We start from the raw sequence: 22,349 nt of genomic DNA, 5'->3' as shown, positions 1-22,349 counted from the left end.
GCCTTCAGCGACAGTTTGCCCCACTTGTTCGTTATATTCCTCAGACGAGCAACGCCTCACTTGGCTCAAGCACGGGGTGCTGTACCGAGTGACCAATCTTGTAAATGTGCGAATGTGTGTACGTTTTGAACGCATTACGTGTATCCAGGATCGGTACACCCATCTCGGCAATATCAAAGTAAGGCAAATCGCTGTGGTTGGTGATCAGCACGATGCAATCGTACTTTTTGAACTGCTCCAAGTTGAACACTTCGCTGTATACGGTCTCGCCATGCTTGTCCTTAAAGGAATCCGCGTGTGGGTCATAATAGCTGACATTGGCGCCACCTTCCTTGAACAGTTCATAGACTTCCAGTCCTGGAGATTCACGCAAATCCGCAATATTCGGCTTGTACGACATACCGAGCAACAGTATGTTGGATTTACGTACCGATTTTGCGTACTCGTTCAGAATCGTTGATGTTTTGTTCAGTACATAATATGGCATGTTGTCGTTGGTGGACTGGGCCAGCTCAATGAACTTGCTGTAGAAACGGAATCCTTTGGCCTTCCAGGACAGGTACATCGGATCCAGCGGGATGCAGTGGCCGCCGATGCCAGGACCTGGATAGAAAGGCATGAAGCCAAACGGTTTCGTCGCTGCTGCGTCGATAACCTCCCAGATATCGATGCCCATCCGGTCACACATCATGGCCATTTCATTCACAAAGGCAATGTTTACGCTGCGGAACGTATTTTCCAGCAGTTTGGACATTTCAGCCACTTTTGGTGAAGATACAGGTACAACCGTTTCAACGTATTTGCTGTACAACGCTGTTCCCAGCTTGAGGCAAGCTTCCGTTGTGCCCCCGATGACTTTTGGTGTATTAAAAGTAGTGAATCGTCCGTTGGACGGGTCCACACGTTCAGGCGAGAAGCACAGGAAGTAGTCTTTGCCAGCTTCATGTCCAATCTTGTCCAGCTTTTGCTGAATCAGTTCTTCGGTTGTACCCGGGTAAGTAGTGCTCTCCAGCGTAATCAGCATACCTGGTTTCATGTGCAGTTTAATCTGATCCACAACTGTCTCGATATAGGACGTATCCGGGTCCTGATTTTCACTAAGCGGTGTAGGTACGCAGATGCTCAGCGCGTCGATCACGCGCAGCATGCTGTAATCCGTTGTAGGCTGGAAGCGGCCGCTCTGCATTACTTTTTTCAATTCCTCAGACGAAATATCGTGAATATAGGAATCTCCTTGATAGATACTTTCTACTTTGGACGCATCCAGATCAATTCCAATTACCGTGAAACCTTGATTGACCATTTCCACGGCAAGTGGAAGTCCTACGTAACCGAGCCCGACCACGCCGAGCACCGCTTCTTTATTTTCAATTGCATTCAGTAATGTGTGGAATTGTTGATTCTCCATGATATTCCCTCCAGGCAGTGTATTGGTTTGGTTGATTGACGAATCCATTTGATAGATGTTTGTCTATAGATGTACTTGTCTGTCTAATCGAAATGATTAACGGATAAAAACTATTGTTTCTCTTGGCTTTGCTCGTGGTGCTTAATGCAGGCAGCGCCTGATTCGAGCATCCAGCTCCACAGGAGAGAACGGTTTGGTCATATAGTCATCGACTCCGCTGCGGAAGCATTGACTGATCGTTTGTTCTACACGCTGTTCCGTCAATACGACGATTTTGGGCGGCTGCTCCACATCCAGGTTCTGGATATGTTGAATGAACGGAAGGCCATCAATGCCATACAGGTTCAATTCAGTCAGCACCAGGTCAGGCGTGATTTTCTCAATCAGTTCCAGTGCAGCCAATCCATCCACCGCTTCATAAGTTTCGTACCCCTGCATCTTCAGCCGCAGCTGCAGAAACTCACGTACTGTCGGATCGTTATCCACAATCAAAATTCGTTCCGGCTCGTCTGCCGTCTGGTCCAGCGTGTAGATATGAATCTCCGACGGGTCTACCAGCTTGGCGGACTCAGCCATATGTTGAATGGTTGCCTTCGAAGGACGTTCACCTGCCGGGAAACTTGCCAGCGTGATTTGCGGATCGGCACCAGGTACCATCTCCTGCAATTCATGCTTGATGCGAAGCCCCTCATAATGAACCTCATCCAGTGTCAACCCTGGCAGCAGGACAGCAATTGCCTGTGTAGCTCCATCCTCCCAGACCTGGAAGGCAGACTCGCTGGTCTGCTCCAGATGTGTCCTGACCTGCTGCTCCAGCTGAGACTGCCCTGCACAATGGATGAACATTAAGCCGCATGTTTCGGCACCCGTTTCCTTCAATCCCTGTTCTACACTGCGGTACACATTAACGGCAGCCTCACGCTGCAATGTCGCCGTACTTGGCATGTTCTTTTCCACCCTTCTCCCTCGGTTATCTATACAAGTCCAACTAATGGGTATTTACACTGACACTCCGATGACAGAACAACCTTCCGATCGCTGTTATCCCCAGATTTTTTTGATTCCTTTTTTGACAAGGGGAAATCCGGGGATAAAGGCGAACGCTTCGCTTCTTCAGGTTATTTCTGTCCTCTCCGTTCTCGTGTAAATGTTTAGTTGAACATCTATATTGTTTCTGCTGTATTGCCTTGATTACGCTGTGCTTAGGCCGCGTCGCTTGTCTTCTCTTCCTCAGACCAGCTCTGGCGTGTCATGGTACCCCATGAGTTATTGTTTTGCATGAACTGGATATGCCCCTGCAATCTCCACAGCACGCCGAGCTGATGATAGCCGACGAATTTCAGTGCGGAGTAGAACAGCATTTTGACCAGATCGGACAGCTTGTTATACCGCTTGAATGCAATTTCCTCGAGCACCAGTGCTCCAACACTCAGCAGATAACCACTTACAAGGTTGAGCAATCCAAACAGAAGAAGTACCGGCCACTGGGTCATATCCATCAGCACATATCCCGTGAGAGCGAGAAGTCCGGTAATGCGGAAATACGGATTCAGCGCTTCAAAAAGGACATTGTATGGCATGGTCAGCATGCCCATGACTTTATATTTCGGGTTGAACAACATGCCGCGATTCTCGATCATGTTCTTCAGATTTCCGCGTCCCCAGCGCTTGCGCTGACTGGACAAGATCCGGTAGGAATCCGGCGCCTGTGTCCAGCATACCGCTTCAGGACAGAAGGCTACGCGGTATTTCAATTTATTTTCCAGCATATAACGGTGAAGCTTGATAATAATGTTCATGTCTTCACCCGGATATCCGTCCCGGTATCCACCAACCGCGATAACTGCATCCTTGCGGAACATGCCGAAGGCACCCGAGACGATGATCAGACCATTCATGTGGCTCCAACCGATCCGTCCGCCCAGAAAGGCTTTGAGATACTCGATGGACTGGAACATAGGCCAAATTTTGCGAGGCAGTGAAACGTCCTGCACTGCCCCGTTTTCGATTTTGCAACCATTCGCTATGCGTACATCCCCGCCAATCGCTACGGTCTCTTCGGGATTCTCCATATACATGCGTGCCATGCGGATCAGGGCATCCTTCTCCAGCAAAGAGTCGGCATCAATGGATGAGATCAATGGATAATGGGACAGGTTAATTCCGGCATTAAGGGAATCGGCCTTCCCGCCGTTTTCCTTGTCGATGACATACAGGTCCGGGAATTCCGGATTGTGGTAGATCCCGCGAATTTTCTGACAGGCAATCTTACCCCGAATCTTCGTGTTGGGTACCGGCTTCAGACGATATTCTTCCAGCAGCACCTTTAAGGTGGTATCGCTCGAACCATCATTCACCACGATGACTTCATAGGTTGGATAATTCAGCGTCATCAGACAGTTCACATTTTCAATAATCGTCAGTTCCTCGTTATACGCGGGCACCAGCAAAGAAACCGATGGCACCAGTTCCGAGCCTGACAATGTGTTGTATTTGGAATAATGCGATCGCCTGAAGATCGTCCAAATGTTACGGAATGATAAAGCCAGAATGGAAAAATAGAGCGTATTTACAGCAACGACATAATAGATTGCCACCATGCCGTAGATTAACAGTAGATCTCTAAGCAGTGTAATCCCCTCCTACCGCAGCCACACCTGTACGTTTCTTGCTTGTTGTCCGGTTCCCACGTACGGGACCGAAGTATCGATCATACAGCAGCCTTTTTTTGTTATGTGCAATCATCTGGTCAACGGCTTTGTGGTCTGTTCCTGAGTGCTGCATCGTGCTCTCAATCTGCTGCATTGCAATTTCGCGTTCCGCACCTGTACCCTCTACGGCGGCCTGACACAGGGCTTCGAATCCCGGTTCGCCCAGCTTGCTCAGGCTCTCCGCACTGTTATAACGTACGCCCCAGTCTTCGTCACGCAGCGCTTTGCGCAGCAGTGGAATGCTGCCTGCTGCATGTTTCGAGCCAAGCGCCAGAACCACCTCGGCACGTACCTCCGGGTCCGAATCCTGCATGAGCTTCAGAATCGTTTCGTCCTGAAGTGCCGGACTTGCGCTAAGGTACAGCTTTACCGCTTCTGCCCGTACATCCTTGTGTTCTGCGCCAACGAGCCTGTCGAGTGCAGGCATGACTTCAGGCACAGCCTGTCCCCACATTGCAACCAGTCCTACTTTGACAAAGTCAGGATTGCGGTCTTCCAGCAATTCAATCAAAATTCTGCTGGTATCCAAACTGGTTTCGAGCAAAATATCTGCTGCCAGATGATGAATCGATTTTCCTTTGGTTAGCAGCAGAGCAAGCATGTCTTTCAGTTCACCCTGACGGGTGGTGCATCTGGCGATTGAACGACCAATCATAATCGCCATTGGGCCAGGCTTCTCATCCTTGAGCAAATCCATCAAACCCGGAACCGCCTCGGGGCAACGCATGCCGCCCAATCGATAAGCCGCATCAATCTGGCGTCCGTAACGAATACGACCCAGTTCCTTCAGATCATGCTCTACAAATCCCGCTTCACGGCAGAGTACAATCAATTTGTTGCGATATTCTCCCTTGAACTGATCAATCCATTCAATAAGTTTGCTCTGGATGACCCGACGCTCAAGCGGGGCCAGCTTCCCAGGTGGCAATCTCAGGGGACTGTCCTCGGTCAGCGCCGTCTGCACATACGTAAAGTAATCGCGCTGCTTTAATTTATAAAACTCAATTTTGCGCCGTTTGCCGTTGTGGGACACTTTCATGGCAAACAGCAGGATTACACCCACAACGACGAGCGCTGTACAGATGTATAGAAATAGATAAGCCAAAGCCAAATTCGGAAACATGTGAAAAGGTCCTCCTTTATACTCATTTATTCGGTCTGAAAACTTGGAATTTGTTCATACCGTTTCTTCATTTCCTCGTAGCTCAGTTTCAGTCGCTCACTGTACTGTACCTGCTCCCAGGGCTGCCAGCTGTATATAGGCAATGTCTTCACATCCAGTGTCTTTTGTTCACCACCAGGCCAAGAGATATTTCCAGTAGAACGATCCATTAGCCACGGAACCAGGGTTACGCCCTTAACCGCAACCGTTTCGAATTCCCGTCCACCCTTTAGCGCACCATACTTGATGGCTTGCAGTGAACTCGGATCACCGAATCCAAGCAGCATCCACGGAATGCGCATCTCCACCTGATTTCCGTTATATTGCCAGGTCGTTAACGAATCCGTATCGGACTGACCGGGAGCTGTCGTTCCCCGCTTCAATGTACCCACCTTCTCATTCATGAACGGATGGGCGGACCGGGTATCCGGTGGAGTCATCCGCAGGCTGATAGCCAGATTCCATGGATGGAATGGATCTGCCGCATGTTCTTGCTCTTCGGGCAGCATCCCGTAACCTTCCTTGCCATACAGGCGTTGGTTAAAGTCATAATCCTTGGCGATCTCCACTTGTGATTCATCATCCTGCCCCAACGTAATCACTGTTTCGAGGCCATCACTTAGCGTTCGATCCGGAAGTCTCGTGCCCGGCTGATTACCACCAGCCAGCGTATCCGTTCCAATGCGCAGCACCGTCTGATCCGGGTCAAAAGGTTGATCCAGCGTCATGCCAATGTACAGGTAGGCTTCATCATGGGTCATCTTCATTTCCTTGATGCCATCCACCTTGCCTTGCCAGACGGTGACCTCTTCCTTCTTCAGCGCATTCCAGTCATCCAGTTTCCCGTCGATGGTCAACTGCTCCTGTTTACCGGGGTCCATGGCGAGCAGACCGAACATCTTCTCATTCGTCAGTACGTTCAGCCAGTAGGAGCGACGATCAGCCGGGATTTCCAGCGGCATCGTGTTCCAGGTTTTTTTGAACCATTCATCCTGCCACATGAACAAAATCGCTCCCGCATACCCTTCGTCATAAATATCCTGGGTCAGCGATGCGTCGATCTCTCCTTGCTCTGCCTCGTTATGTCCGCCCTGATTCCGGCCTCCCATACCCAGATGGGAAATCCCAAGCGAAGACGGCACACCGTACTCTGTAACCATTACAGGCATATCGGAAAACTCGGCTTTGAGCTTGCGCAGATAACTTTTGTACGTGTTGTACTCGCCGTTCTCATCCTTGATGTTCTGGAGTGTCTGGTCCGTATGGAACAAGTCCGGGTAATAAGGGTACACATGGTATGCTGCAAAATATCCACCCTGCCACTCTTCCGGTTGAATATGCCGCGCATCCACACTCACCAAATCCTCTTCAAATAGCGGCTCGCCCGGATGATCCAGCACATCGGTGGTTACCCAATTGGTAAAGGTCATCGGATGCTCCCACCCATACTTCTTCTCCAATACGGCTGTATAGTCCAGCAGCTCCGCCAGCCAATTCTCGAAGGGTGATGCATCCTGTGTCCCGGAAAAATGAACGCCCTTGTATTGCGGCACATCCGGATGGCTCTCATTCGTGTTGTTCACCATCGAAGGGTCCCACTCGGTACCCACATGCCAGGCCATCAGGTATTTTCCGGCATTCGTCTTGTATTTCCCGCTCGACTCTCCAGGTTTATCTGGAATGTTTGCATCCCCGTATACAGCGGATACCGCCTTCTCAATCTCTTGCTTGAACGTCTGTTCAATATCGTCAGCATAGGCATCCTGCTTCTCAATCAACTCTTCTTCCGGCGACCATATGCCCTGTATAAAATATAACGGTTGCTCCCGGCCACGGTTATACTCAACCAATGTGCTGTAAAAAATCGGCTCATGCACCGTGTACACCCGGATAACATTGGCCCCCAGATCCTCAATCTGCTGGAACCACTTCAAGTAATCCTCTTTGGTCAACGGAAATTCGCCCGGGTAATGTCCTGGTGATGTAGCGCCCAGGTTCACACCTTTCACGAACATCTCCCGCCATGTACCATCGGGTCCATATTCCATGAACCGGTCTCCATCAGTCTTGAATTTCATCTCCGTGCCATTGTCCGCTGTGTACGTAACGAGCTGGGGCTGCATATAGTGCCAGCCGGCAAGTATTCCGCCTGTCACTACGGCCGCTCCTGCAAACATCGTTAGCAACCAGCGTCTTCGTCTTCGTCTGCTCATGGCTCTTAATTGCTCACCTCTCTAGTATGCATCCAGCTTCACCTGCAAATCTTAAATGACATGAAGTTCTGAGGGAATTCCGCTTCGGATGTCCGCTTTGGGTAGAGATGTCAGCGGTGTAGTTCTCACTATAGCTCTAAGACTCTGCATTTGTAACTAGGCTGATGGAAGCAAACATGAACTGCAACATTCTGCCCATAATTCGTAAAAAGCACCATCAACTAGCATCCATGAGCCCTCTTGGCCTCTATGCTCCATGGACATGAATATTTGCCACTTTATCGTCCTCTTGAGGTTCTTCCAGCCTGGCACATCTCTACCCGTTATTGTTATATGCAACGCGGATTACGAGATCTGTTTCCGCTTGAACGCTTACCCCATTAAACGCAAGGTAAATGTTAAAGTTGCGGACCTTTTTACAGTATTAACCATAAAGATTACAAAATTGATACTATAGTCCGATAACGCATCAGCGAAAATCCGCGTCCTATCAAGGTTTTCTGAAAAGTACAGAAAATGAAAAAAGGACATCAGTCCCCCCCTATAGGACTGTGCCCATTTATATTACTTTTACACAAAGCCGAATGAACACCCAGTCATCACCCGGAAGTCACGGATCTCTTACATGAAATGTAAAAAACTACATCTTATTTCCTAAATTTTGACTCTATTAGGTCCGTTCGATAATTGTGTCCAATTTGCAAAATAATTCCGGTTGCCGCATCTGACATTGTCATATATGCTTATAAAACAGGAACACTTGTTCCATACTGTAAATAAACTGTAAAATAACATTCATGGAATGAATCCCATTTCCGCTCAGAAGCAGCCGGATCATCTATAAAAGGAGAGAAGTACTATGCCCCGCAAAGACGGACGTGTCATTATGCTGGCCGACTGCCAGTCGTTCTATGCCAGTGTGGAGAAGTCTGCACATCCCGAATACAGAGACCGGCCGCTTGTTGTAGCGGGAGATCCTGCGCGCCGTTCAGGCATTATCCTGGCAGCCTGCCCACTCGCAAAATCCTATGGAATTACTACAGCAGAACGACTGGGTGAAGCTCTTGCCAAATGCCCCGATGTTGTCGTCATTCGTCCCCGGATGGCTGAATATATTCGTGTCTCCCTGCACATTACCCGCATCCTTCAGTCCTATACCGATCTGGTTGAACCCTATAGCATTGATGAGCAGTTTCTCGATGTCACCGGAAGTTTGGACCTGTTCGGCAGTCCTGAAACCATTGCCCGCAGCATTCAGGACAGGGTCATGGAAGAGACTGGCGTATACATCCGCGTCGGCATCAGCGACACCAAGGTTGTCAGCAAGATGGCCTGTGATCTGTATGCCAAAAAAGTCCCGGGAGGCATCTATACGCTGCCCCGCAAAGACATGCAGACAACATTGTGGAAAAAGCCTGTTCGAGACATGTTTATGGTCGGTTCCCGGATGGGGCAGCATCTCTATAAGATGGGGATTCATACGATCGGTGATCTGGCGCAGACTCCATTGTCCCGGCTGAGAGAGCGTTGGGGTGTAAATGGTGAGGTACTGTGGCGTATTGCCCGCGGAATCGATGATTCTCCGGTAAAACCCGGGACATATGCTCACCAGCAGCAGGGCATTGGACATCAGATGACCTTGCCCCGGGACTATGAATCATGGGCGGACATCAAGGTGGTGCTGCTCGAACTGGCGGAGCTGGTCAGCCGGCGTTCCCGGGACAAATCGCTCATGGGCAATGTCGTCTCTGTAGGATGCCGGGGGCAGGATTACGATCGTCCGACCGGATTCTCCCGCCAGATGAAGGTGAATGAACCGACCAACATCACGGATGAAGTATACGATGCAGCAGCAGCTTTGTTCCTGCGCCATTGGGACGGATTACCCATTCGCCGCATCAGCGTGTCATTGACCGGACTCGTGCCCGATTCCGAAGTACAGCTGTCCTGGTTCGATGACCGTGAACGCAAAAGAGAACTGGAACGTGCCACGGATGACATCAAGCGCAAGTTCGGAGATACCGCGATCATGCGGGCCTCCTCACTCTGCTCGTCCGCGCAGGCACAGGACCGTTCTCATAAAATTGGAGGTCACTATAAATGAGTAAAAAATTACAGCAAAACGGGATCTTTGAGTCCTCGCGTATGATGCTGCCCGAACACCGGGAAGCCTACATCATTCATCAGGAGCAGCTCGCTCCCCGTCCCCGCCCATCCCTGGATGCCCAGGCAGCGGAAGAAATGTCCCGTTTGCTTAGCAATTCCATGCTGCTTGGGGATGCAGTCACCATCACCCTGTTCCATGAACATGATGATATCCGCTTTACCGGACAGGTGCTTCGGCTGGATTCCTCTTCCCGTACGCTTAAGCTGCTAACAGAGACTGGGACCCGGGATATTCAGATGAATCTCATTACGGACGTGATACTCGCGAATGGATGATACGAGCCAAAGGCCCAGCTGCGAGACAGACTTGCTTTTCCGGATGTTCGACTCGTCAATATGTACCATATCTTGTGGAGTGCAGCTTATTTTCGATTCACCCTATTCCGTTCCCGAGACCAATGAACTTGATATAAAAGGAGCGTCCCCTGTTGAACCCGGCGTTGCGGGTATAGCGGAATAGATGCAGCATCGCCTTTGCTATGCAGGACCCTTTTCCTACGCGATCGGATGCAGGACGGAAGCCGCTGACAAGTCAATTCCTATCGGACCATTTCGTTCCAAAGAAGCAAAAGGACGGATTGGTGATTCATTGGCTACTCGGGAGGGTATGGGTGACTTCGTTAGAACAAACTCCAGTCGAATTCTTTGGAAAGACGTTCGAGCAGATGCACGCCCGCAATGCTGTTTCCTTTCCGATTCAGAGCCGGACCTACAAGACCGATGCCAAACTGGCCTGGAACCAGGGTCAGGATTCCGCCCGACACGCCACTCTTGGCAGGCAGTCCGACCTGAATTGCGAATTCGCCTGATGCATTATACATACCGCAGGTGGTCATGAATGTCTTGGCGATCTGTACATAACGACGAGGAATAAGCTCATTTCCGGTGAGGGGATCTGTCCCGTCATATGCAAGCACCAGTGCCATACGGGCCAGGTCCGCACAGGTCACCTCGATGGAGCAATGCCGGAAATAGACGGCAAGCACATCTTCAACGTCATCCTTGAGCACGCCATTGTGCTTCAGAAAATAACCAAGCGAGCGGTTCAGATGACCTGTATCCGATTCGGATTGAAATACCGCTTCGTTATAGCCCAGCCGATCATTATTCGCCAGCTTGCGGAAAAATTCCAAAATGCGCCTTGATTTCTCCTCCTTGCAATCTCCGGCAATCAGGGACGATACTGTGATCGCACCTGCATTGATTAATGGATTAAACGGAATACCCGGTTCCACCAGTTCAAGCTTGATCATCGAGTTGTAATCATCCCCGGTGGGTTCTTTTCCTACATTAAAAAAGACCGCTTCCTCCCCATGATCCATCAGGGCGAGAATGAGTGTAAATACCTTGGAGATACTTTGCATCGTGAACGGGACACCGCAATCTCCGGCTGACACATCATTGCCTTCAGCGTCCATGATATGTATACCCAGCTCATCCTGCGAGGCCTTGACCAGCTCCGGTATATAGGAAGCCACCTTCCCCTGTCCCGTGTGCAGGCGGCTGGTCTCCAGCCATTCCGGCAGCAACAAGTTCAGGCGTTCCATTGCAGCATTGCTCATCTCCATCTCCTCCAAATCTCTGTATGAGCATTCTGCATGCACCCGAATAGAAGCCATTCAAAATGATGCAAAATGCCGGGATAGGTATGTATTACCCACAAGCCCGATCCTTTACCGCTTCACCTGAAGATTCAGTTCCAGAATCTCGCCAGGCAGCCCATGATAGTCTCCTACCCAGGTAGATACAAAGTTCTGTCTAAGTAATATTCGACGGGATGCCGCATTGGATGGGTCGATAACCGCATAAAGTACAGCAATCCCTGCCGCCTGTGCCTGAATAATCAGCCGAGCTGCGATAGAAGTCCCATGTCCTTTCCCCCAGTATTCAGGCAAAATCATATAACCCATTTCCGCCCGGGACGGATCCGATTCATCCGGGATCAATTTGGCGTAAGCCATCCCTGCCCCATCTTCACCAGATATCCGATAATATCCGCAGTCATTTCCCTGATTATAATTCAGCATGGATTCAAACTCCGCTGTAGCTTCATGCTCAGGCAGAGCACGTTCGGTAATCTGCTGCATGACTTCAATATTGGACACAAGAGCATAATAATCGGCAAAATCAGGTTGTGCATATTTCAGGAAATTCATGACGAACCTACCTCCTCTTAATGGCTAACAGGGACCTCGCTCTTATTGTTTCACCTAGAGTATACCAGAAGCAAAGTATGCATTGCACACAGCCGCTTCACTGTACCCGAGCCTTCACCTCTCCGATTCATTGGGTTCAAAAAAAGCGGTCTCCGTGGAGACCGCCCAGCTTGCTTTTATAAAATAAAACGTAGTCCCTGGCTACACTCAGCTTGCCCGGGATGAAGGGTTAAGATTCATCTGCTGTTCACGTTGACGTGTACGACGTCCTTGACCCGGAGGCGTAATGATCAACGCCAGGAGCAGCGAGACGGCGCACAGTACAGCGATCACAATAAAGGTAAGATGGAATCCGCCCAGCAGGGCGCTGATAAACGATCCAGCCAGAGCACCAAAGCCAAATCCCTGATAGATGACGCCATAGTTTTTGCTCTGATTTTTCAGCCCAAAGTAATCCGCAACAATCGCCGGGAAGACCGTAATGTTGCCACCAAAGCAGAACGCAATAGCGGCCACACAAGCGAAGAAAATGCCAAAGCTCAGAGGCACCAGACTAAGTGTCATTACGGCAACAGCTGTAACCAGCAGGGCTCCGGCAATGACTTTCATCCGTCCCACTTTATCCGACAGCGCCCCCAGAATGATACGTCCAGCGGTGTTAAAGATCGCAACCATCGCCACCGCATTGGCAGCCGTAGCCACGTTGAGTCCTGCCAACTGCACACCGATATCTTTCACAATACCGATCAGATACAGCCCACTCATACATGCTGTGAAGAAAATAACGAACAGCATATAAGCTTCTTTCGTGCGCAGCATTTCTTTGACCGTATAATCATGACGTACTTCTTGTTTCTTCGTACCCTCGGTGCGGCTTGCCGGCGCCTGTTCGCGAACAACGGCTTCACGGATCAGGAACGAGCCACCCACAATCAACACCAATACAATAATACCCCAGTACATAAAGGCTTGAGCAGGACCCACGGCACCGATTAATGCCGAGTTCACATATTTGAACAACAGACTGCCTGTACCAAAAGCACCGACCGAAATCCCCGAAATCAGACCTTTTCGCTCAGGGAACCATTTGATCAGGTTGGACAGTGAAGTAATATACGCCGTACCATCCGCGAATCCAACCACAAATCCGGCCAAAATGTAGAGCAGTGTCAACGAACTCACTTGAGAACTGAGCACGAGTCCCAGACCAAGCACCACACCGGCTACCCGAATCAGGCGACGAAGCCCCCATCGTTCTTGCAGTCGGCCGGCAAATAGTGTGGCAAATGCCAAAGCAAAACTGGTAATTGAAAAAGTTATCGCGACCGAGCTGACGTCCCATCCGAAACGGTCAGACAACGGTTGATTAAATAAGCTCCAGGTGTAGATGGTCCCAAGACCCATTTGTACAATAATGGTACCCAGTACGATAAGCCAGCGGTTCATTTTCATAGATGTAACTGTTGATTCAGGTGTTGATGAAGCGGATGAAATAGCTGCTTTCATCGTGATCTCCCCTTTGCCGATGTCATATATATGAATGCGTTCACAAGCTAATCATACATGAAAGGGGATTCATTACACCGATTTGAGCATGAGTTGCATCAAATGCGGAATGAAATGCCTCTAGATGCGCATGAGCTGCCTAAATTCCTTGACCTTGCCCCGGCTAACGGGCACTTCAGCCTCCAGATCACGCAATCGAAGCAGGTACGTATTGTTAAACCAGGGTACAATTTCACGAATTTGAGACAAATTTACGACGTAAGAACGATGGCAGCGGAAAAAGGTTTCCTGCGGCAAACGCCCGTGAAAATCCGAAATACTGACCGGCATCGTAAACTCCCCGTTTTTGGTATACACCTTTGTCACTTTCTCTTGAGCTTCGGCATAATAAATATCGGCAGTGTCTGTCACAATAATATTGTCATTGCGAAGCAAATTGATGCGTCGCTCTGTCTGGTCATTGGACCCGCGTGCCTGCATGCCTGATGCAGACCATTCATCGTTTGCCTGAGCCGTATGGTGAGCCTGTCCATCATCACTGCCACGTTCACGTTCCACCTGCTCATGATCCCGTTTGAACGCCGTTTCGAGTTTATTCAGCATTGCTGCAATTCGTTTCTCATCATAGGGCTTCAGAATATAGTCAAACGCCTCAAGCTCAAAGGCCTCCGCTGCATGTTCCTTGTACGCAGTGGTAAATACGATATATGGCTTGCTCGCAAACTTCCCAATATGATGCGCCAGCATCATGCCATCCAGCGATGGAATGTTAATATCGAGAAAAATAACGTCGACTTCCTGCTCTTGCAGAAACTTCAGCACATCCAGCCCATCTTCCAGACAATCCACGACTTCAATGTGGCTATGTTCCTGTATCAAATAATTCAGTTCCTCACTTGCCGGAATCTCATCTTCAACAATAAGGGCTCTCATTGACCGTTCATCACCTTGTCACTGCATCTCCTTTGGGTACATCAAATAAAATATCAGTTCCTTGCTCCAGCCGGGTAATTGTAAGCCCCTGTCCATAAATGAGCTTCACCCGCCGATGCACATTGTACAACCCGATTTGGTTGCCAGGCATCCGGTCATGGTACACCCGTTCAATAATGTCGGCTCCAATGCCCGCTCCTGTATCACTGACCCCAATTCGTACAAAGTCAGGATAGTCCTGTACCCGAATTCGTACGGTCCCGGGTCCTTTGACCTTAAGGATACCGTGGATAATGGCATTTTCCACCAGCGGCTGGATGACCAGACTTGGAATATGCACAGCCACCTCATCAATATCATAGATGACGTTGAGCCTGCTGCCGAATCGCGCCTTCTCAATTTCCACATAATTGCGGACCTGCTCCAACTCCTTATGAATATCAATAAGCTCATCCGACAGCTCCAGGTTATAACGCATATATCCAGACAGATTCACAATCAGCTCACGCGCCCGATCCGGCTTGGTGCGAATGGATGAAGCAATCGCGTTCAGTGCATTGAATAGAAAATGAGGATGAATCGTGGTTTGTAATGCACGCAGCTCCGCCTTATTGGCCGCAGCCTTGATCTCCTCCACACGTGATACTTCCATCTGGGTGGAAATAATCTGGGACAGGCCCACAGCCATCGTTTGCAACGGATACGTAATCTTGTACGCTTTACGGTAATAGATTTTCAGAGCCCCCGTCACTTCGCCCCGCTCTTTGAGCGGAATGATCAGCAGGGAGTGAATATCCGGTGTCTTTTCATCAATTACATCATTGCTGATCGTAATCTCTCCGCTGGAGATGGTCTTCTTCGTCATCTCACTAATAATTTCATTGCCGATGTGATATCGTTCCTCACCGAATCCCACATAAGCCAGTACATTTCGGGTATCTGTAATTGCAACCGCATCAGCCTGAATATCCTCCTGTATAATTCGGCAGATCGTCCGCAGAGAGTCCTCATCAATGGAACGGAAGTAAGGCAAGGTCTTGTTGGCAATCTCCAGCGCCAGCTTGGCCTGACGCGCTGCAATCATTTCCTTTTCCCCTTCCACACTCTGTACCAGCAGCACGATCAGCCCAATATTCACTTCACCCAATATCATCGGCAGCGCAATCTTCGAGACGATATCAGCCCCCAGTGGATCAGGATAGGAATATAGCAGGATAAGCAGCATCGTAAGCGCCTCACAGATCATTCCTGCGGCAATACCGATCATCCAGCGCTTCGACTTGGGCGTATACTTATGGATATACCCGGACACCAGACCTGCAAGGATACTCGTGATTAGACATGGGATCGCCGTAACCCCATCCATATCGATCAAATACCGATGCACCCCGGAAACAATCCCCGTAATGATCCCCACAGGCGCTCCAAACAAAATGCCGCCAGACAAGATCGCTATAATGCGTACGTTCACCAGCGAGCCTTCTACATTAATACCGGTATAGGTACCAAAGATGGCAAATGCACAGAATAACAACGTAACCGCAATGTATTCCTGCCATCTCAATTTTCCCTTTTGCAAAATCTGTCTAAACCGCGGTACCCTTGAAAGAAAAAATAAAAATATAATCAGCAGTGCCGCCCGTTCAAACAACCCCAGCAGCATCGTAAACATCTCCGTCAATCTAACTTCCTCCACATCCGTCAAAAATAAACGCCCTCATCGAAGCAGCGCTTCTCTCACCTTGAAATCCATGTATGCTCGTATGCAACAGTTTACCGCTCCGCCAGAAGGAAAGCAAAGTCGATCTTGTGAAAATGAAATGCTCAAATATGCAGCGATAGCTGTGCTCACCGTTGATCTACATAAAATCCGACTTCCAGAAATCCACTGTGTTATAATTAATTGGTACATTCTGCTAATTGGTTCAAGATAATTTATTTAAGAAAGGTGTATTTAAATGTTTGTAATGCTACTCGTAGGTTCACTTCTATTGTTTAGTGGTTTGTGATACATCATTTACTTTATCTCGAAACGTACCAAAAACCCTAATCGCTCGTCTGCTCATGTGCTAAGAGTGATTTTAAGTATTTCGATCCTCGTACTAATCGTTGAAAACTACATATACGAAACCGTGCCTTCTAACATTTTAATTTTAGTATTTATAGCATCATTAATAGCTACCAGCTCTTTTTTTGTTAAGAATAAAGAGTGATGGGATAACACCAGAGGATCTCCCCAAACACAAACCATCAAAATTCTCCACCTTCACCAATAGCAATCGCTCCGTTTCGTAAAGCATAATCACTTTTTTAAGCATCATTAAATACTTGTTCTTGACTCAAATAATCAAAAGGGCGGTCCATAAGTCATATTCATGACTTATGGACCGCCCAACCACTAAAATTACTTCATACACATTCGATGTAATTTGGTTTTTTATAAAATGAACTCCCAGTTACACAGTAACGGAGAGTGCAGAACCAATCTGGAGAAGCGAAGCGCTCGCCTTTATCACCGGATTTTACCCTTTCAAAGGGTAATTCAAAAAAATCCGGGGATAACAGCGATCGGAAGATGGTACTGCACTCGGAGTGGCCACGTGTAACACCCTGTGGTTCATTTTAACCCACCCAACATTACATCGAATCCCTCACCTAAACATGCCCCACAGCTTAATCAAATGAAACGTATTGTTCGGATCGATCTTCTGCGCGAGGACAAAAGCGACGAATTGTTCCTCCTGAGCCGCAGAAAAATTCTCATTCATGATGACCGCTGATGACTTGACCAGCCTTCTCACTTTGGCCTTATCCTGCAGATCTGATTTGGTGACCCCATCGATCAGCTTTTTGATACGCTCTTTGACAGCGGGATTTTTCATCTTTGTTTTGATCCGCTCTACCAGCTGCGGACTTATTCCATATTGTTGGTAACCCAAAACGTACAGCACCTCCTGAATAATGAACTCACTTCTTATTCATATGACAGGAGGGCCTGTACACTTGACATTTTCCCACGGAAAATGTGGAATACCACACAGCCACAGCCCCAATTAATCGATCAGATCACCCTGGAATACTTGCTGCTGCTGCAAAAAGTCACGTAAAGGAGCGTAGTCAACCGACGTCCAGAAGCTGGCGTCCGCAATCAAACTGGATACATCATCGTGCGCCTGCTCCAATACGGCAAAATCCGCCACCATGTCAGCAAGCCGGAACTCGGGTAATCCACTTTGCTTTGTACCGAAGAAGTCTCCCGGTCCCCGCAAATCCAGATCTCGACGCGATACTTCGAATCCATCTTCCGTTTCCGTCATGACCTTCATGCGCTCCTGTCCCACCTCTGTCTTGGGGTCGGCAATGAGCACACAATAGGAGGCATGAGCGCCCCGGCCGACCCGGCCACGAAGCTGGTGCAGCTGCGACAGACCGAAGCGGTCCGCATCCATAATGACCATCAGCGTTGCGTTGGGTACATCGACCCCGACCTCCACAACCGTTGTGGAAACCAGAAGCTGAATTTCGTTGCTGTAAAAGTCACGCATCATCTCTTCCTTCTCAGCAGCCGTCATCCGTCCATGCAGCAGACCTACGCGGTACTTCGGAAAGTTCTGCTGCATCTGGATATGCAGGTCAATCGCATTCTGTACATCCAGCTTCTCCGACTCTTCAATGAGCGGGCAGATCAGATAGGCCTGACGCCCCTGGTCCACTTCTCGCGAAATAAAACCAAGTACCCGGTCCATCATGTCATGCTTGACCCAGTACGTTGAGATCGGAATCCGTCCCTTGGGACGTTCCGAGATGGTCGATACTTCAATATCACCAAAAGCCGTAATGGCCAATGTTCGCGGAATGGGCGTCGCCGTCATCGTTAACACATCCGGGTTATACCCTTTACGCCGCAAAATGCTGCGCTGGTTCACACCGAAGCGATGCTGTTCATCCGTAACAACAAGACCCAGATCACGGAAAAATACATCCTCCTGAATCAAAGCGTGTGTACCCACCACGATATCGATCATGCCCATCTGCAGGGATGCAATCAGATCTTTGCGCTTGCGCCCATTGACACTGCCCGTTAACAGCCCCACAGTGACGCCAAAAGGTTCAAACAGCTTTTGCAGTGAGCGCATATGCTGTTCTGCCAGAATCTCCGTAGGCACCATCAGAGCCCCCTGAAAACCGGATCGAACGGTTGTATACAGGGCAATCGCCGCAATAACCGTTTTACCTGAGCCTACATCTCCCTGCAGCAGCCGGTTCATCGAATACGGTGAACGCATATCATGCAGAATTTCAAGCTCTACCTTCTTCTGTGCATCCGTCAGTTCAAATGGCAAGCTGCGAACAAACTCGCGAATCGTCGTATTATCCGTTGTGTGCACTACACCATCCATACGATCCCGGTTCAAAGCACGATAAGCCTGCATCTTGAGTTGAAACAAAAATAGCTCCTCATACACCATCCGCTGCCTGGCTTGCTGGCCTTCCCGGTTATCCTGCGGGCGATGAATCCCGGCAATCGCCTGTTTGCGAGGCATAAATCCATATTTCTTCATGAGTGATTGAGGCAGGATTTCGGGAATCATGTCCCCAAATTGAACTAAGCCCTGATGAATCGTTTTGCGCATCCAGGATTGCGTAAGCTTCCCGGTTACCGAATACACGGGCTGCAGCGTGCCCGAACGCCCTTCCCCTTTATCCGGGAATTCGGAGTCCGTTACGGTCATCTGCATGCGCTTTTGTTCCCATTTCCCGGTAATGACAATCTCCCGGTTAGGCGTAAGCTGGTCCTTCAGAAAATGCCGATTAAACCAGGTGGCTGAAATCATCCACTCTTCCGTCATGATTTTACAGGTAAGACGTGATTTTTTACCGTAACGCTGTAACACCGGAATGCCCATTACTTTGCCCTGCACCGTAATTTTATCCCCATCCTTCACTTCGCTGAGCGAACGCAGGCGATAATCCTCGTAACGGAACGGATAGTATTCAAGCAGGTCTTTTACAGTAGAGATGCCAAAGGCGTGAAGCTCTCCCTCTTTGAGAGCACTCACGCCGCTAATTTGTTTAACCGATATTTCTTCCCATTTCATGTCTAATCCCTCATTCCGGAACAGGCCACATAAAGATGGCAATTACGCCTGGCCCAACATGGCTGCCAATAACGGCTCCAATATTGGTATATATCACTTCATTCAGTGTAAAATGCTCGCGTAATTGCTCTGCACAAGCGATCGCTGATCCGGGGTCTGCGGTATGACCTACCGCCAGATTGACACGTTGACCCGCCAGATCCTGCTGAAACAGCTCGATAATGCGTGCCATGGCTTTTTTGTGACCTCTGACTTTCTCCACTGCGTAAATAACGCCTTCCTCATCAATGGACAGGATCGGTTTAATATTCAGCAGTGTTCCCAAAATGGCCGCAGCCTTGCCAATCCGACCGCCTTTCTGCAAATACTCCAATGTATCTACGAGAAAGAACAGCTTGCGGCTCTGCTGCATGGCAGCTACAGCCGCAGCGATTTCCGCAGCGGATTTGCCTTGTTCGGCAAGCTCGGCAGCCTGTACAACCAATAAACCATATCCATAGGACGCAGACTTTGAATCCAGTACCGTTATATCGCCCTCACGTTCCAGCAATGATTTGCCGAGCAGTGCCGATTGATAGGTCCCGCTCATGCCGGAAGACAAATGAATCGATACAATCGGTCGCTCGGGGTCCTCATCCAACAGCGAATTATAGATACTCATAAAATCGGTGGGAGAAGGCTGTGAGGTTGTGGGCAGCACAGATGCCTTCTCCAATTTTGCATAGAACTGTTCCGAAGTCAGATCAACGCCGTCCGCGTAAGCTTCTTCCCCGAACAAAACACGCAGCGGAACAATATGAATCCCGTATTTACGGATCAATTCTTCCGGTATATCTGCCGTGCTATCGGTTACGATCGCAACCTTTTGGCTCATCTGATCCCCTCCTCTTTGCTGAAATGCTATTAGTGTATGCTCAAAAAGTCAATTGAGGGCTTTATGAACAACCTCTATTAGGACTCTACAGAGAACAGATAATAATACACCGGCTGTCCTCCAAGATGCACCTCAACCTCAGCATCAGGGTATTGTTCTTCAAGCCATGCTACAAGCGCAGCAGTAATTTCTGGGGTAGCCTCATCCCCTTCAAGGATGGTCACCACTTCATCTCCGCTTTCCATCATCTGTTGCAGCAGGCCTTCACATGCGTGCAGCATGCTTTCGTCCGTTGCTACAATTTTGGAGTTGTGGATACCGATGTAGTGTCCCGCTTTGATATCAAGCTCATCATATTGCGTATCTCTGACCGCATGAGTCACTTGACCGGACTGTACCCGGCTAATCGCTTCAAGCATATGGTCACGGTTGGTTTCCGCAGACTCATCCTCCTGGAAAGCAAAAGCCGCTGCCATGCCCTGAGGAATCGTTTTGCTCGGAATCACCGTAATTCGGCGCTCATCTTCAAGCAATTCCCGAGCCTGCTGCGCAGCAAGTACAATATTGGAGTTGTTCGGCAAAATAAATACCTGTTCTGCTGCGATTGAACGCACCGCTTTCACAAAATCTTCAGTGCTTGGATTCATCGTCTGTCCACCAGACAGAACCACATCCACGCCTAGACTTTGAAAAATCTCCGCAATCCCCTCGCCGGAAGATACGGCGATAAAACCATATGGGGCCATCTCATCTGCGGGTGGCTCGGCTTGTTCCAGACTGCGCGTCGCTTCAGGCGGGATCTCTGCGAACAGTTCAGGCGAAGGCGCAATGTCCATGCCTGCTGTCAGCAGATCACGATGCTGCTCCCGCATGTTGAGAATGTGAATCTGTGTGATTTCTCCATAACGAAGAGCCAGATTTAATACATCCCCAGGTGTCTTGGAATGCACATGCACCTTGATCACTTCATCATCAGCAATAATAATGATGGAATCCCCATTAACTGACAACGCTTTCCGGAATGCTTCGTCATCGAATGCAACCCCTGCGTTCTCTCCCAGCTCCCGGTTAATGAAGAATTCCATGTCATACAGGAACTCAATATCTTCCGTTTCCAGTCTCGCCTGGGCAGACATGGGCATCTCTGGCACAATGACCTGCTGTGCAGGCTTCGCAGAAACCACCTCTGCCGGTGCAGCTGGTTTCAAAGCAGATGCGGCTGCGGATGGTTGTACATCTTTTTGCAAAGATGCCCGACTCACTCCGTCACTCTGTAGCAGAACCTCCATAAAGCCCTCGTAAATATATACAAGCCCCTGGCCCCCTGAATCCACAACGCCGACCTGTTTCAATACAGGCAGCAAGTCCGGAGTCGTTGCCAGTGCTTCTTTTGCTTTTAACAAAACTTCATTCATTAATTCAGTAATATCATTCGTCCGTCTTGCGTAGTAGCTGGCATGTTTCGCCGCTTCCTTGGCTACGGTAAGAATGGTCCCTTCAACGGGTTTCACTACAGCTTTGTAAGCCGCGTCCACACCGTTCTGCAGGGCTGCAGCGAACTGGAGTGTATTCAGTTCCTCGTAAGGAGCAGCTGAACGACTGAATCCACGGAACAATTGTGACAAAATCACTCCGGAGTTCCCCCGCGCGCCCATTAGCAGGCCTTTCGATAATATACCGGCAGCTTCTCCGATGGAGGCAGAACTTCTGCGTTTAATCTCTGCCACCCCTGCACTCATTGTCAAATTCATGTTCGTTCCCGTATCGCCATCCGGCACAGGGAAAACATTCAGGGAATTGACGTGCTCTGCATGCTGTCCAAGTTGTTCCGCTCCGGCAAGTACCATTGCGGTGAAATCTGTTCCATTTAAAGAACGTATACTCAAGTGAGAATTCCCCTTCCTAGCTTGATACACGAACATCTTGCACCAAGATGTGTTCTGGTCTGTTCATGCGCTAACGCTTATCGCGTTAATCTTCGTCCATACCTTGTCCGGCACAGGCATACAATACAGAATGTCAGCCGGATTAACGGTCTGGGCGGCCGGGCTACAGATATCCTGCAATCGCTGTTACCCCTAATTCGGGGCATACGGATATGCACCGGTATCAAGAGCCGGC

The 22,349-nt window shown here is 49.2% G+C and carries 16 protein-coding genes; 2 read left to right on the top strand and 14 right to left on the bottom strand.

Annotated features, from left to right (window positions below; translation table 11 throughout):
- Positions 1 to 40: 40 nt before the first annotated feature.
- From PPA03S_RS15865 to PPA03S_RS15845, 5 genes are all read right to left on the bottom strand, one after another.
- Positions 41 to 1,408 (bottom strand): nucleotide sugar dehydrogenase, encoded by a 1,368-nt coding sequence (locus PPA03S_RS15865; RefSeq protein WP_062324279.1) that lies wholly within the window; start codon positions 1,406 to 1,408, stop codon positions 41 to 43.
- A 141-nt stretch (positions 1,409 to 1,549) separates the two neighbouring features.
- The gene (locus tag PPA03S_RS15860; protein WP_062324278.1) at positions 1,550 to 2,353 is read right to left on the bottom strand and encodes a response regulator transcription factor; all 804 of its coding nucleotides are present in this window, start codon (positions 2,351 to 2,353) and stop codon (positions 1,550 to 1,552) included.
- A gap of 257 nt (positions 2,354 to 2,610) precedes the next feature.
- Entirely contained in the window at positions 2,611 to 4,008 is a 1,398-nt protein-coding gene (locus tag PPA03S_RS15855; RefSeq protein WP_174532138.1) for a glycosyltransferase family 2 protein, read from the bottom strand.
- 22 nt (positions 4,009 to 4,030) lie between these two features.
- Positions 4,031 to 5,242, bottom strand: a complete 1,212-nt coding sequence (locus PPA03S_RS15850) for a HEAT repeat domain-containing protein (RefSeq protein ID WP_062324277.1) — start codon at positions 5,240 to 5,242, stop codon at positions 4,031 to 4,033.
- Between the two features lie 26 nt (positions 5,243 to 5,268).
- Positions 5,269 to 7,494 (bottom strand): hypothetical protein, encoded by a 2,226-nt coding sequence (locus tag PPA03S_RS15845; protein WP_062324276.1) that lies wholly within the window; start codon positions 7,492 to 7,494, stop codon positions 5,269 to 5,271.
- An 859-nt stretch (positions 7,495 to 8,353) separates the two neighbouring features.
- On the opposite strand from PPA03S_RS15845, the gene PPA03S_RS15840 reads away from it, so the two are divergent.
- The gene (locus tag PPA03S_RS15840) at positions 8,354 to 9,598 is read left to right on the top strand and encodes a DNA polymerase IV (RefSeq protein WP_062324275.1); all 1,245 of its coding nucleotides are present in this window, start codon (positions 8,354 to 8,356) and stop codon (positions 9,596 to 9,598) included.
- The gene (locus tag PPA03S_RS15835; protein ID WP_062324274.1) at positions 9,595 to 9,936 is read left to right on the top strand and encodes a YolD-like family protein; all 342 of its coding nucleotides are present in this window, start codon (positions 9,595 to 9,597) and stop codon (positions 9,934 to 9,936) included. The genes PPA03S_RS15840 and PPA03S_RS15835 overlap by 4 nt, the downstream gene beginning before the upstream one ends.
- Positions 9,937 to 10,280: 344 nt before the next feature.
- On the opposite strand, the gene glsA is transcribed toward PPA03S_RS15835, so the two are convergent.
- The 9 genes from glsA to PPA03S_RS15790 form a co-directional block, all read right to left on the bottom strand.
- Positions 10,281 to 11,222, bottom strand: coding sequence for a glutaminase A (glsA, locus tag PPA03S_RS15830; protein ID WP_062324273.1), 942 nt, complete (start codon positions 11,220 to 11,222; stop codon positions 10,281 to 10,283).
- A gap of 111 nt (positions 11,223 to 11,333) precedes the next feature.
- Positions 11,334 to 11,816: a GNAT family N-acetyltransferase gene (locus tag PPA03S_RS15825; RefSeq protein ID WP_062324272.1), complete on the bottom strand. Its 483-nt coding sequence runs from the start codon at positions 11,814 to 11,816 to the stop codon at positions 11,334 to 11,336.
- Between the two features lie 207 nt (positions 11,817 to 12,023).
- Entirely contained in the window at positions 12,024 to 13,268 is a 1,245-nt protein-coding gene (locus PPA03S_RS15820; RefSeq protein WP_062324425.1) for an L-lactate MFS transporter, read from the bottom strand.
- Between the two features lie 174 nt (positions 13,269 to 13,442).
- Positions 13,443 to 14,255: a LytR/AlgR family response regulator transcription factor gene (locus tag PPA03S_RS15815; RefSeq protein ID WP_062324271.1), complete on the bottom strand. Its 813-nt coding sequence runs from the start codon at positions 14,253 to 14,255 to the stop codon at positions 13,443 to 13,445.
- A gap of 10 nt (positions 14,256 to 14,265) precedes the next feature.
- Positions 14,266 to 15,918, bottom strand: coding sequence for a sensor histidine kinase (locus PPA03S_RS15810; RefSeq protein WP_062324424.1), 1,653 nt, complete (start codon positions 15,916 to 15,918; stop codon positions 14,266 to 14,268).
- 988 nt (positions 15,919 to 16,906) lie between these two features.
- Positions 16,907 to 17,194, bottom strand: coding sequence for a stage VI sporulation protein F (locus PPA03S_RS15805; RefSeq protein ID WP_062324270.1), 288 nt, complete (start codon positions 17,192 to 17,194; stop codon positions 16,907 to 16,909).
- Positions 17,195 to 17,308: 114 nt separating this feature from the next.
- Complete coding sequence (recG, locus tag PPA03S_RS15800; RefSeq protein WP_062324269.1) at positions 17,309 to 19,354, bottom strand: ATP-dependent DNA helicase RecG; 2,046 nt, start codon at positions 19,352 to 19,354, stop codon at positions 17,309 to 17,311.
- Between the two features lie 10 nt (positions 19,355 to 19,364).
- Positions 19,365 to 20,228 carry a DegV family protein gene (locus tag PPA03S_RS15795; RefSeq protein ID WP_062324268.1) on the bottom strand — a complete coding sequence of 288 codons (864 nt, stop codon included), beginning with the start codon at positions 20,226 to 20,228 and terminating at the stop codon, positions 19,365 to 19,367.
- 77 nt (positions 20,229 to 20,305) lie between these two features.
- Complete coding sequence (locus PPA03S_RS15790) at positions 20,306 to 22,114, bottom strand: DAK2 domain-containing protein (RefSeq protein ID WP_062324267.1); 1,809 nt, start codon at positions 22,112 to 22,114, stop codon at positions 20,306 to 20,308.
- Positions 22,115 to 22,349: the final 235 nt, after the last annotated feature.

It is taken from the genome of Paenibacillus pabuli NBRC 13638 (genome assembly GCF_001514495.1).
GTDB lineage: Bacteria > Bacillota > Bacilli > Paenibacillales > Paenibacillaceae > Paenibacillus > Paenibacillus pabuli.
This window is presented reverse-complemented; position numbering and strand designations above follow the sequence as displayed.